This window comes from Amycolatopsis orientalis DSM 43388, assembly GCF_000411975.1.
Taxonomy (GTDB): Bacteria; Actinomycetota; Actinomycetes; order Mycobacteriales; family Pseudonocardiaceae; genus Amycolatopsis; species Amycolatopsis orientalis_D.
In genome coordinates, this window is sequence record NZ_ASXG01000086.1 from 36548 (window position 1) to 48935 (window position 12388).

General features: G+C 70.9%; 13 protein-coding genes. 9 read left to right on the forward strand and 4 right to left on the reverse strand.

The genetic code is table 11. The annotated features are described in order from the left end of the window. Window positions 1-336: 336 nt before the first annotated feature. A complete protein-coding gene (locus tag L942_RS17255; RefSeq protein ID WP_037361509.1) occupies window positions 337-2577 on the reverse strand; it encodes a helicase-associated domain-containing protein in 2241 nt (746 codons plus the stop codon). A gap of 92 nt (window positions 2578-2669) precedes the next feature. Here L942_RS17255 and L942_RS17260 point away from each other — a divergent pair, with 92 nt between their 5' ends. The 4 genes from L942_RS17260 to L942_RS17275 all read left to right on the forward strand — a co-directional run bounded on the left by L942_RS17260 (window position 2670) and on the right by L942_RS17275 (window position 5883). Beyond that, window positions 2670-2849: a hypothetical protein gene (locus tag L942_RS17260; protein ID WP_037361511.1), complete on the forward strand. Its 180-nt coding sequence runs from the start codon at window positions 2670-2672 to the stop codon at window positions 2847-2849. Window positions 2850-2996: 147 nt separating this feature from the next. After that, window positions 2997-4391, forward strand: coding sequence for an NAD-dependent malic enzyme (locus L942_RS17265; RefSeq protein ID WP_037361513.1), 1395 nt, complete (start codon window positions 2997-2999; stop codon window positions 4389-4391). A 101-nt stretch (window positions 4392-4492) separates the two neighbouring features. Then, complete coding sequence (gene moaC, locus L942_RS17270) at window positions 4493-4963, forward strand: cyclic pyranopterin monophosphate synthase MoaC (protein WP_081655104.1); 471 nt, start codon at window positions 4493-4495, stop codon at window positions 4961-4963. Further along, entirely contained in the window at window positions 4960-5883 is a 924-nt protein-coding gene (locus tag L942_RS17275; RefSeq protein WP_037361516.1) for a molybdenum cofactor biosynthesis protein MoaE, read from the forward strand. The genes moaC and L942_RS17275 overlap by 4 nt, the downstream gene beginning before the upstream one ends. Before the next feature lie 152 nt (window positions 5884-6035). Here the strand turns inward: L942_RS17275 and L942_RS17280 are convergent, their stop codons facing one another. The 3 genes from L942_RS17280 to moaA form a co-directional block, all read right to left on the reverse strand. Further along, window positions 6036-6656 carry a transglycosylase family protein gene (locus L942_RS17280; protein ID WP_037361517.1) on the reverse strand — a complete coding sequence of 207 codons (621 nt, stop codon included), beginning with the start codon at window positions 6654-6656 and terminating at the stop codon, window positions 6036-6038. Between the two features lie 663 nt (window positions 6657-7319). Further along, window positions 7320-7595, reverse strand: coding sequence for a MoaD/ThiS family protein (locus L942_RS17285; RefSeq protein WP_037361519.1), 276 nt, complete (start codon window positions 7593-7595; stop codon window positions 7320-7322). 3 nt (window positions 7596-7598) lie between these two features. Further along, entirely contained in the window at window positions 7599-8663 is a 1065-nt protein-coding gene (gene moaA / locus L942_RS17290) for a GTP 3',8-cyclase MoaA (RefSeq protein WP_037361522.1), read from the reverse strand. Window positions 8664-8749: 86 nt separating this feature from the next. Between moaA and L942_RS17295 the strand changes: the two genes are divergently transcribed. The 5 genes from L942_RS17295 to L942_RS17315 are packed head-to-tail and all read left to right on the forward strand — an operon-like array spanning window position 8750 to window position 12348. After that, the gene (locus tag L942_RS17295; RefSeq protein ID WP_235079208.1) at window positions 8750-9208 is read left to right on the forward strand and encodes a MarR family winged helix-turn-helix transcriptional regulator; all 459 of its coding nucleotides are present in this window, start codon (window positions 8750-8752) and stop codon (window positions 9206-9208) included. Window positions 9209-9241: 33 nt separating this feature from the next. Continuing rightward, complete coding sequence (locus tag L942_RS17300) at window positions 9242-9646, forward strand: TOBE domain-containing protein (RefSeq protein WP_037361525.1); 405 nt, start codon at window positions 9242-9244, stop codon at window positions 9644-9646. Continuing rightward, window positions 9643-10455, forward strand: coding sequence for a molybdate ABC transporter substrate-binding protein (modA, locus tag L942_RS17305; protein ID WP_037361527.1), 813 nt, complete (start codon window positions 9643-9645; stop codon window positions 10453-10455). Before L942_RS17300 ends, modA begins: the two co-directional genes overlap by 4 nt. Window positions 10456-10495: 40 nt before the next feature. Beyond that, window positions 10496-11272, forward strand: coding sequence for an ABC transporter permease (locus tag L942_RS17310; protein WP_037361529.1), 777 nt, complete (start codon window positions 10496-10498; stop codon window positions 11270-11272). Continuing rightward, window positions 11269-12348 (forward strand): sulfate/molybdate ABC transporter ATP-binding protein, encoded by a 1080-nt coding sequence (locus L942_RS17315; protein ID WP_037361531.1) that lies wholly within the window; start codon window positions 11269-11271, stop codon window positions 12346-12348. The genes L942_RS17310 and L942_RS17315 overlap by 4 nt, the downstream gene beginning before the upstream one ends. Window positions 12349-12388: the final 40 nt, after the last annotated feature.

Here is a 12388-nt window from a genome sequence, read left to right on the forward strand (position 1 = left end):
GCCCCAATGCCACATTGGGTGCGCTGAACGCACCGAACGCCGCGTTGGGTGCGCTGAACGCACCGAATGCCACATTGGGTGCGCTGAACGCACCGAACGCCACATTGGGTGCATCCGACGCACCCAATGTGGCATTGGGGTTCTCTCGGTAGCGCGCGTGCTGCGGCCGAGACCGGGCCCGGCGGCGGGAGGCCGAGGTCGGCGAAGGGCTTCCTTGGAAGTCCGTGAGGGGAACCCTAAGGGAATCAGAGTCCCTCAGGGTGCCCCTCACGGATCTCCGCATCGGGTGCTCGCCAACCGGGGCAACCGGTGCTGAGGGATCTCCTGCGGGGCGGTCTAGTCCTCGACCAGCGCGGCGGAAGTGATGCGGTGCAACGGATACCGCTCGTGGTTCGCGCCTTCCAGCACTCCGCCGCCGACCCGGAGCGGGCGCACCACGCGCTGGCTCGCCGTGCCGCGGGAGTCGACGAAACCGATCCACACCTCGCGTTGTTCGAGCGTCGCGCGGGACAGCAGGTCGAGCGTCGCCGTCGTGTCCGCGCCTCCGCCGCCCGGTGCGCGCACTGTCGAACCCCGGCGCCGTGCCGAAGCTTGGTCTCCTGCCCGGATGTTCGACACGATCCGCGCCGCCTGCTCGTCGGTCAGCACCGCCTGTTCGCCGGGCCGGGCGCGGGCCGCTCGGGTGCGGGCGGGAACGCGGCGTCCCGTGGGGCGCAGGTCGACTACCCGGCCGTCCGGACCCTCGGCCGCGGGAGCGAAACCCGCGCCGCGCAAGGCTTCCAGGACTTCGGCCAGCGGCGCGGAGCTGATCAGCACGGTCGGCGCGATCATCCGCAGGTCGTATTCCGCGGCCACCGGATTCGCGAGCACCTCGGCGAGCAAAGCCTCGTCGTCGCAGCGCAGGAACGATCCCGCGGTGCCGCCGCGGAGCCGTCCGTGGCGGCGGGCGACGTCGTCGATCAGGTACGTGAGGCCTTGCGGCACCGGAGTCGCCGACTTGTCGCGGAACATCGCGTGCAGTTCGTCCGCGGTCCGTCCGGTGTCGAGCGCGCGTCGCACCGACGGCTCGGTGACGCGGTAAACCGTTGCGTGGCCAGCGGATTCGACGTCCGCGACCGCGGCCATGTCCGCCGCGAGTTCGGGCTCCAGCGGGCCCGGCGCGACGACCGTCAGGTCTGCCTGCACCAGCACGTGGTCGACCGGCGCGGGCAGCGCGTCGTGCATGGCCTCGACCGCGCCGGAACGGTCGTCTTCCAGCAGCAGCCGCGTCGCGGTCGTGAGGGCGCCGAGGCCAACGAGGCCCAGCGCGGTCGCCTCGGCCATCGTCCAGCGGACGGTTTCGTCGCGCAGCCGACCGCCTCGCCGAGGCGCGCGCCAAGCCAGCACGGCCACCAGCTCGTCGACACTTTTCACGCCTGCGCCCGGATTCAGCTCAGCCAGCGCGGAAAGCACGCGGTGCCGCGAAACCGGCGCGAGCGGCCGTCGCAATTCCTCGGACAACGGCGCGATCGGCTTGTCCTTCGCGTCCCGGCCGCCGGCGAGACCGGGCAATCGCGGAAGTTCCAGCCACGCCTGTGCGAGCGTCATCCACCGCTGCACCGACGGCGACGCGAGCCAGCTGTCGGTGAGCATGGTGGGCACGTATTCCGGGGCGGTGTTCTCGCTGTCCGCGACGAGTCCCGCGCCGACGACCAACTCCACGAGCAGCGTCGCGCGCGTCTCGTCGACTTCGAGATCCTTGGCCACCTTCTTCAGCTCGCGCACTCCGAGCCCGCCGGCCTTGAGCACCGGCGGCGGCGAATCCGACCACATCCGCAGCAGGGACTCCGTCTGCCGCAACAACTCCATCGCCTCGCCGGCCGCGGTCTCGTCTACCGTGTCCGTCCGATGTGGATGGACCGGCAGCTCCGGCTCGACCAGGGTCTCCGGATCGAACGCGAGCCCGCCGCGCAGCAGCAGGCCGAGTTCGCGGGGCAGTTCGACGGTCTGGTCGTCCCGGCGCAGCAGCAGGCCGCGCGCGAGGAGCTTCTGCACCGGCGTGGCCGCGTCGGACAGCGCGACGTCGAAGCTCGCGTCGCGGGTGCGGCCGATCGGCGGCCCGGCGGCCAAGGCGGTGAGCACGGCCCGCTCGTCGTCGCCGACCTCCGCGAGCCGCGCGTCGAGATCCGTGGCGGCCAGCGCGGGCGACGACGCGCCGAGCCCGGCGGGGAACGGCCCGAGTGCGTCGCGGGCCGCGGGCGGCACTCGCAGCTCGTCGTCGGTGCCCCAGACCAGCGCCCGGGCGCGCAACCTGGCGAGCGGTTCGCGTACGTCGCGGCCGACCAGCGCGGACACCGCGGACACCGGCGCCGGCTCGGCGTCGGCCCCGGCGACCAGCAGCGCGTCCATCACCGCGAGGGTGAACGTGTCGAGGTCCTCGCAGGCGCGGGCGACCGACCCCGGGGTGCCCGCGCGGGTGGCGAGCACGGTGGTGTCGGACGGAGGAGGGGTGGACAGATCGCGACGCGTGCGCAGCAGTTCGGCGAGTGCGTCGTCGGACTCCGCACGCAGCCAGTCCGCCAAGGAGGTCGCGGGCATAGACCTCCAGGATACCGGGCGGGTGCGCGCGCATGAGGAGTGTTCGGGCAGACTATGGGCGAGTTTGCCGGACGAGGGCCTCGGAGGAAGCAGTGGCGAAGGGCGACAAGCAGAGCAAGGGCATCGACCCGACGTGGCCGGGCGAACCGGGCGAGCACCCGGTCACCGAGCTGTCCTCGGACCGGCAGGGGGCGCTTTCGCCGTTCGGCGACCTGACCTTCCCGCTCGAGCAGGTGCCCTACGTGCACCCGGAGACCGAGATCAACCGCTGACCTGCGGGCCGCGTCCGGGAGCGGCGCGAGCGCGGCGCTTCCGGACCTGAAGTTACCGGTCAGTCACCCGGTTGGGGTGGGGTGGCGCGGGTCACCGGACTAGATTCGAGCCGTCCGAACCCACACCACCTGCGGGGAGTACGTGTCATGCCGGTTCCCGGTCCCGGGTATTCGATCACCGTCCGGGTCGAGGCCCCGGCTTCGTCCACGGCTGCGGGGGACCTCACCACCGCGGTCGGCCGCGTCGGCGGCGTGCTGACGGCGTTCGACGTCGTCGAATCGCACGCGGACATGATCGTGGTCGACATCAGCGCCAACGCGCTGTCGGAAAACCACGCGCAGGACATCACCCAGGCGCTCGATTCGCTGCCCGGCGTGCGGGTGCGCAAGGTCTCGGACCGGACGTTCCTGATCCACCTCGGCGGCAAGATCGAGGTCAGCCCCAAGGTCGCGCTCCGCAACCGGGACGACCTCTCCCGCGCGTACACGCCGGGCGTCGCCCGGGTGTGCCAGGCGATCGCCGCGAACCCCGAGGACGCGCGCCGGCTGACCATCAAGCGCAACACCGTCGCGGTGCTCACCGACGGCTCCGCCGTGCTCGGCCTCGGCAACATCGGCCCGGCCGCCGCGCTGCCGGTGATGGAGGGCAAGGCGGCGCTGTTCAAGAAGTTCGCCGGCGTCGACGCGTGGCCGGTCTGCCTGGACACCCAGGACACCGAAGAGATCATCATGATCGCGAAGGCGCTCGCGCCGGTGTACGCGGGCATCAACCTCGAGGACATCGCCGCGCCGCGCTGCTTCGAGATCGAGAAGCGGCTGCGCGAGCAGCTGGACATCCCGGTCTTCCACGACGATCAGCACGGCACCGCGATCGTCGTCGTCGCCGCGCTGCGCAACGCGCTGCGCGTCGTCGGGAAGAACATCGAGGACTGCAAGATCGTGGTCAGCGGAGTCGGCGCGGCCGGGTCCGCGATCATCCGCCTGCTGCTGCGCAAGAACCCGGGCGACATCGTGGCCGCCGACATCGACGGCATCGTCTACCCCGAGCGCGGCAACCTCGACGACAACCTGACCTGGATCGCCCAGCACACGAACAAGGACGGCAAGTCCGGCACGCTGCACGACGCGCTGGTCGGCGCGGACGTCTTCATCGGCGTCTCGGCCCCGAACCTCTTCGGCGCGGAGCAGGTCGCCACGATGAACGACGACGCGGTCGTCTTCGCGCTGGCCAACCCGGACCCGGAGATCGACCCGCTGGAGGCGCAGAAGCACGCCGCGGTCGTCGCCACCGGCCGCAGCGACTTCCCGAACCAGATCAACAACGTCCTGGCGTTCCCGGGCGTCTTCCGCGGGCTGCTCGACGCCGCCGCGCACAACATCGACGACACCATGCTGCTGGCCGCCGCCGACGCGATCGCCGACGTGGTGGACAACGGCAAGCTCAACGCGTCGTTCATCGTGCCGAGCGTGTTCGACAGCGCGGTGGCCCCGGCGGTCGCGGAAGCGGTGCGCAACGCGGTCCGCGCCGAACGCGCCGGCTGACCCAGCTTCGGTCCGTCCGTGAAGGGCTCCTTGCGGGAATTGGGTTCCCGCAAGGAGCCCTTCACGGACTTCGGGCGTAGTTGCGCAGTAGCCTCGCGGGCGTGAGTGAACTCAGCCATGTCGACGAGTCCGGCGCTGCCCGGATGGTCGACGTCTCCGGCAAGACCGCGTCCGCGCGCACCGCGCTGGCCGGCGGGACCGTCCACACCACGGCGGAGGTCATCGGCCTGCTTTCCGCCAACGGCCTGCCCAAGGGCGACGCGCTGGCGACCGCGCGGATCGCCGGGATCATGGGCGCGAAACGCGTCCCCGAGCTGATCCCGCTGTGTCACCAGATCGCGCTGTCCGGGGTCAAGGTGGAGTTCGAACTGGCCGAAACCGCCGTGCACATCAGCGCGACGGCCAAGACCAAGGACGTCACCGGGGTCGAGATGGAGGCGCTCACCGCCGTCGCGGTCGCCGGGCTGACGCTGCACGACATGATCAAGGCCGTCGACCCGGCCGCGACGCTCGACAACGTGCGGCTGATCCGCAAGGACGGCGGCAAGACCGGGACCTGGGAGCGGCCATGACCAAGACCGCGCGTGTCATCGTCGCGTCGAATCGCGCGGCGCGGGGCGTTTACGAGGACAAGACCGGGCCGGTGCTCGTCGCCTGGCTGGCCGGCCGGGGCTACGACGTCCCGCCGCCGGTCGTCGTGGAGGACGGCGACCCGGTCGGAGTCGCGCTGCGGGCCGCGGTGTCCGACGGAGTCCAGGTGATCCTCACGACCGGCGGCACCGGCATCTCGCCGACCGACCGGACCCCGGACGTCACCCGCGGGGTGCTGGATTACGAGCTGCCCGGGGTCGCGGACGCGATCCGCGCCGCCGGACTGCCGAAGGTGCCCACCGCGGTGCTGTCGCGCGGCGTGGCCGGGGTGGCGGGCCGGACCCTCGTCGTCAACCTTCCGGGGTCGAGCGGCGGCGTGAAGGACGGTCTGCGGGTGCTGGAGGACATCCTCGAACACGCGGTGGACCAGCTGGCCGGCGGCGACCACCCGCGCGAGGCCGCGCCGTCCGGTCCCGCGGTCCGGATCCTGCGGGCCGAGGTGAGCGACCAGCCGCTGTCGGTCGAGGAACACGCACAGCTGGTGGAGGACGACGCGGCGGGCGCCGTGGTGACGTTCTCCGGCGTGGTACGCGACCATGACGGCGGCAAGGGCGTGCGAGACCTCACCTACGAGGGCCACCCGACGGCCCGCGACGTGCTCGCCGAGGTGGTCAACGACCTGGCAGCGCGATGGAAGGGCGTGCGGGCGGTGGCGGTGAGCCATCGCGTCGGCGCGCTGACGATCGGCGACGTCGCGCTCGCCTGCGCGGTCGCGGCGGAGCATCGCGGCCAGGCGTTCACCGCGTGCGCGGAGCTGGTGGACGAGGTGAAGGCGCGGCTTCCGGTGTGGAAGCACCAGCACTTCACCGACGGCACCGACGAGTGGGTCAACTCGCCCTGATCCTCGCCGCGAGCAGGGGACCGGCTCCGCCGCTCCCGAGCCCGGGCACGACGAAGGGCCCCACCGCCAGGGGATTTGCCGCGGTGGGGCCCTTCGGTCGTTCTGTCACAGCAGCTGCTGCGCCGGAACCAGCCTCACGAGGAGGCCAGGGTTCACTTGGTGGCGAGCTTCTGGCCGACGACGATGAAGTTCGCGTTCGACACGTACTTCTTGTTCAGCTCCTGCAGCTTCTGGTAGCCGCCCTGGATGTTGTGCTCCTTGGCGATCTTCGAGAGCGTGTCGCCCGCCTTGACGGTGTAGTCGCCGTCCGGGTTCGAGTTCGCCACCAGCGCGGCGACCGGCTGGGTGACCTTCTTCGGGGCAACGCTCTTCGGGGTCGCCTTCTTGGCGGTGCTCTTCGGGGTCGCCTTGTGCGAGGAGGCCGAGCTGCCGGCCTTCTTGCTGCACACCGGCCACGCGCCCGGGCCCTGGCCCTGCATCACGCGCTCGGCGACGGCGATCTGCTGCTCACGCGAAGCGCTCTGCGGGCTGCCAGTGCCGCCGTAGGCCTTCCAGGTGCTCTGGGTGAACTGGAGACCACCGTAGTAGCCGTTGCCGGTGTTGGTGTTCCAGTTGCCGCCGCTCTCGCACTGCGCGATCGCGTCCCAGTTGGTCGCCGACGCGGGGGTCGCGGCGATCGCGAACGGGGCGCCGACCGCGATACCCGCGACTGCGACACGGGCAATGGTGCGGGTGGCGGCGGACATCTTGCGGTGCTTGCCTCGGTAAGACATCTGAAAACTTCTCGCTTCCTGCGCCTACGAGCACAATGCTGCGGGTCGGGTTGGGAGCCCGTCCGTCCGTTGCCGGCCGGCTGACGCGGACGTCGCACGACGCGCCGTCTTCGTCCCCTCGTCTCTGTCCGGAAATGCTTTCGCTCGGGGTATGGGTCCGGGGATCCGTTGGACAGAGCTGGGCGCTACGGATTCCCGGTGTTGCGTGGTCGGTCGGGGCCAACCGAAAAGCGACGGTACGTAATTCGCGGCGTGATCGGAAATCATTCGGGGTGTGACCTACATCACAGTAACGGCTCGCAACCTGTCTCGATTCCCCTGTTTCCGCTGGTCAGAGCGTCGTTATCTGCCCGTTTTCTTGCCGAGATATTTCACGGATCGTGAGGCTTGGGTCACGTCGATAAGGCGTCAAGGGGCCATTCGCGGCAGATAAGGACGGGCACTCTAAACCACTCGTCAACTGTCGGCCACTGCCCGCCGAGTGGTTCTTTGAGCTGCGCGAATACGCCGTGAGCGAAACGCTTCGGAGAGTAGGGATAAAGCGCGTTGACCGCTCAGCGCGCCAGTGCCGCCATTCACCGTGGTTCGGACCAATCGGCCGGAAACCACGGCTCGACCGGTCAGCGCGCCGTTCAGCCGGGTGAACGGGGGCTTTCCGCCGGCTCATCCGCCGGCGAACGGCGGGAGGACGTCGAGGCGGGCCCCGTCACTGAGCGCGCGGCCGCGATCGCGGACCGCCACCTCGTTGACCAGGAAGCTCGCCGCGTCGAGCACGCGGGAAAGCTGCCCGGGGTGCAGCTCGCGCAGCGCCTGGACGGCGTCGGCCACCGTCGCGCCCGCCGCCAGCTCCACCTTCTCCTCCTCGGTGCCCGCCGCGGCCCGAGCCGAGGCGAAGTACCGGACGACGACCGTCACCGGAGAAAGGGACGCAGAGGTCATGGCTCAACCGCCGATCGCGCTCATCGGCCGGATCGGCTGCGCGAACCCGGCCTCGTTGATCTCGTGGCCCGCGAGCTTGCGCCACATCGTGGTCCGCCACGCGTCCGCCACCTCCTCATCGCGCGCGCCCGCGCGCACGAGGGAGCGCAGATCTGTCTCTTCGTTCGAGAAGAGACACGAGCGGACGGCACCGTCGGCGGTCAACCGGGTGCGCTCGCAAGCGGAGCAGAACGGCCTGGTCACCGACGCGATCACGCCCACGTCGCCCGGTCCGCCGTCGACCAGCCAGCGCTCGGCGGGCGCACCGCCGCGCGGAGCCGGGAACGGGGAGAGGGTGAAGGCCTCGCCGAGCATCGCGAGGATCTCCTCGGCGGTGATCATGTCGCGGCGGTTCCAGCCGTGCTGCGCGTCCAGCGGCATCTGCTCGATGAACCGCAGGTGGTAGCCCTCTTCGAGGCAGAACCGCAGCAGCGGCACCGCCTCGTGCTCGTTGTACCCGCGCATCAGCACGGAGTTGATCTTGACCGGCGACAGCCCGGCGTCGCGGGCGGCGGCGAGCCCGGCCAGCACGTGCGGCAGCCGGTCGCGGCGGGTCAGCTCGGCGAAGCGCTCGCGGTCGATGGTGTCGAGCGACACGTTGATCCGGTCCAGCCCGGCCGCGACGAGGCCGGGGGCGCGTTTGGCCAGCCCGATCCCGTTGGTGGTCATGGAGACCCGGGGCCGCGGTTCGAGCGCGGTGATCCGCTCGACGATGCGTTCCAGGCCCGGGCGCAGCAGCGGTTCGCCGCCGGTCAGCCGGATGTCGGTGACGCCGAGCAGCTCCACCGCGATCCGCATCAGCCGGATCAGCTCGTCGTCGGTGAGCACCTGCTCGCTGGGCATCCAGTCGAGGCCCTCGGCCGGCATGCAGTACGTGCAGCGCAGATTGCACCGGTCGGTGAGGGAGACCCGCAGGTCGGTCGCGACGCGGCCGAAGGAATCGACGAGACCGGGGTGCTCGGGCCGGGGCGTGCCGGACGGACCTCGGTTGCCGGGGACGCGAGGAAACCCGAGATGTACTGCTGTCATTACGCTCAGGATAGCTGGCGAGGCCGGAAAAGGCAGGCTTGCGAAAATCCTGGAAACCACCCTCGGTTCCGATGTGGAGGCACTCGGTGAGCAGCGCGGAGACCAATGGTGAGCTGACTCACCTCGCGGCGCTGGCGGCTCGGCTGCGCACGCACCTCGTCCTCCAGCACGCTCGCGACGCCGCCCGCGAAGGGCTCTCGGCGACCGAACTGCAGGCTCTCGAACTCGCCGGGCAGGCCGCGGATTCCCTTACGCCAGGCCGAATCGGGCAGCTCACCGGCTTGTCGACGGGTGCGGTGACCGGCGTGCTCGACCGGCTGGAGAAGGCCGGTCTGGTGCGGCGCGAACGCGACCGGACCGACCGCCGGAAGGTGCTCGTGACGATCACCGAGGCCGGCCGGGAACGGCTTGACGCGGTCTCCGCGCGGGTCGAGCGGCGGCTTGCCGGGGTGCTCGCGGAGTTCGGTTCCGCAGAACGGAAAGTCCTCGGGCGTTATCAGTTCGCAATGCTCGAAGCGTTACGCGAAAATGCGCATCCCGCATAGCTTTTCCGCATCTGCGGGGATAATGTTCCGGCCATGCCGCAATTTCGGTTGTCCGAGGCCGCTCGGCTGCTCGGCGTAAGCGACGACACCGTCCGCCGGTGGGTGCGCGCGGGTCAGCTGACCGCGACGGACGACGCCGCCGGCCGCAAGGTCGTCGACGGCGCCCAGCTGGCCGGGTTCGCCCGGGCGCAGGCCAATGAACCGGACGATCCGTCGGCAGTCGGCCGCTCCGCCCGCAACCGCTTCGTCGGGCTCGTCACCGAGGTCGTCGCCGACAAGGTGATGGCGCAGGTCGAACTGCAGTGCGGGGCGCACCGAGTGGTGTCCCTGATGAGCACCGAGGCGGTTCGCGAACTCGGGCTGCGCCCGGGCGTGCTCGCGGTCGCCGTGGTCAAGGCGACCACCGTCGTGGTGGAAACCCCGGAAGGATCCAGATGAAGAAGCTCGCCCTCGCCGTCGCCGGAACCGCGGCGATCGCGCTGTTCGGCAGTGCCTGCAGTTCCGGCGACCAGCCCAGCTCCGGCCCGGGTGCGGGGTCCGCGTCCGCGCCCGCCCCGGCCGGCGGCGCGAGCGGCACGCTGACCGTGTTCGCCGCGGCCTCGCTCACCGAGTCGTTCAACGCGCTGGGCAAGCAGTTCGAGGCCGCGCACCCGGGCGTCAAGATCACCTTCGACTACGAGGGTTCCTCCTCGCTCGTGCAGAAGCTGGACAACGGGGCCAAGGCCGACGTCTTCGCCTCGGCGGACCAGAAGAACATGGACAAGGCCGTGCAGGACGGCGTGATCGACGGCCAGCCGACCGTGTTCGCCACCAACAAGCTCGCGATCGCCGTGGCCAAGGGGAACCCGAAGGGCATCAAGACCTTCGCCGACCTGGCCAAACCGGGCCTGAACGTGGTCGTGTGCGCGCAGCAGGTGCCGTGCGGTTCGGCCACGCAGAAGGTCGAGCAGAGCACCGGGACCAAGCTCAAGCCGGTGAGCGAGGAGACGAACGTCAAGCAGGTGCTGGCCAAGGTCCAGTCGGGCGACGCCGACGCCGGGCTGGTGTACGTCACCGACGCGGCCTCGGCGGCGGGCAAAGTGGACAAGGTCGACTTCCCGGAGTCCTCGGGCGCGGTGAACCAGTACCCGATCGCGGTGGTCAAGAACGCTCCGCAGGCGGCGCTGGCGAAGCAGTTCACCGACTTCGTCCTCGGGGCGCAGGGCAAGGCCGAACTGGCCAAGGTCGGCTTTGGCCCTGGCAAGTAAATCGGGCGCGGCGGCCGAGACCCGGCCGCCGCACGCCCGGGTGCCGCTGCTCCTCTGGTTCCCCGCCGTCGCCGCGCTGGCGCTCGTGGTGCTGCCGGTCGTCGGCCTCCTCGTCCGATCCGATCTGACCCGGCTGCCTTCCCTGCTGGTCACGTCCTCGTCGCTGAACGCGCTCCGGTTGTCGCTGGTGACCGCCGCACTGTCCACAGTGGCCTGTGTGGTGCTCGGCGTTCCGCTGGCGATCGTGCTGGCGCGGTCCCGGATGCCGGGCGTGCGGATGCTGCGCTCGGTCGTGCTGCTGCCGCTCGTGCTGCCCCCGGTGGTCGGCGGTCTGGCCTTGCTGTACCTGCTGGGCCGCAAGGGTTTCCTCGGCATCTTCCTCAACTGGCTGACCGGCGAGCAGGTGCCGTTCACGACGGCCGCGGTGGTGATCGCGCAGACGTTCGTGGCGATGCCGTTCCTCGTCGTCAGCCTGGAGGGCGCGCTGCGTGGCTCCGGCGACCGCTACGAGCAGGTCGCCTCGACGCTCGGCGCCCGCCCGTGGACAGTCTTCCGCCGGGTGACGCTGCCGTTGCTGCTGCCCGCGCTGGGCTCCGGCATCGTGCTGAGTTTCGCCCGTGCGCTGGGGGAGTTCGGCGCGACCATCACGTTCGCGGGCAGCCTGGAAGGCGTGACCCGGACGTTGCCGCTCGAGGTCTACACGCAGGCCGAAGTGGACATCGACAGTGCCGTCGCGCTCGCGTTGCTGCTGATCGTGGTCGCGATCCTGGTCATCGCGGTCGCGCGGCCGCGATCGTGGGAAGGCGGGCTGCGGTGACGCTTTCCGCGAAGCTGGCGCTGACCCGCGGCGAGTTCTCGCTCGACGTGGAGTTCACCGTGCCCGGCGGCACCGTGCTCGCGCTGCTCGGCCCCAACGGCTCCGGAAAGTCCACTGTGCTCGGCAGCCTCGCCGGGCTGCTGCCGGTGACCTCGGCCGACGTCACGCTCGCCGACCGGCGGCTGGCCGGGACCGGGGTCGACCTGCCGCCGCACGAACGGCGGATCGGGCTGTTGTCCCAGGATGCGTTGCTGTTCCCGCATCTGTCCGCAATGGACAACGTCGCGTTCTCGCCGCGCTCGACCGGCACCGGCCGGGCGGAGGCGCGGGCGATCGCCTCGCGGTGGCTGGCCGAAGTGGACGCCGCGGAATTCGCGAATCGGCGGCCGAGTCAGCTGTCCGGCGGACAGCAGCAGCGGGTGGCGATCGCGCGAGCGCTGGCGTCCGCGCCGGATTTGCTGTTGCTGGACGAACCGTTCGCCGCGCTCGACGTGGACTCGGCACCGGCGATCCGCGGCCTGCTGCGCCGAGTGTTGCGCGATGGTCCGACGACCGTGCTGGTCACCCACGACCCGCTGGACGCGTTGGCGCTGGCCGACCACGTCGCGGTGATGAACGCCGGCCGGATCGTCGAACGCGGCCCGACGCGGGAAGTGCTGGCCGCGCCGCGGACGCCGTTCACCGCGCGGATCGCCGGGCTGAACCTGGTGTCCGGCGTGGCGGTAGCGGACGGATTGCGCACGCCGTCCGGGGAAGTGGTGACGGGTCTGCTGACCCCGGACGCCGTGGTGGGCGAGGCAGCGGTCGCGGTGTTCGCGCCGAACGCGGTCGCGATTTACCCGCACGACGGCGAACACCACGGCAGCCCGCGCAACACGGCCGAGGCCGTCGTCGCGGCGCTGGAACCGCACGGCCCGGTGATCCGCGTCCGGACCGAGGGCGACGGCTGGGCACACGGCCTGACCGCCGACCTCACCCCGGCCGCCGTCGCCGAACTCGCGCTGGAGCCTGGGTCGGCGGTGGCGTTGTCGGTGAAGGCAGCGACCGTGGCGGTGCACCCGGCCGCGGCCTCCTGAACCTCGCCGTTCCGCTCGGGTTTTCTCGGCAGCTCCGCTT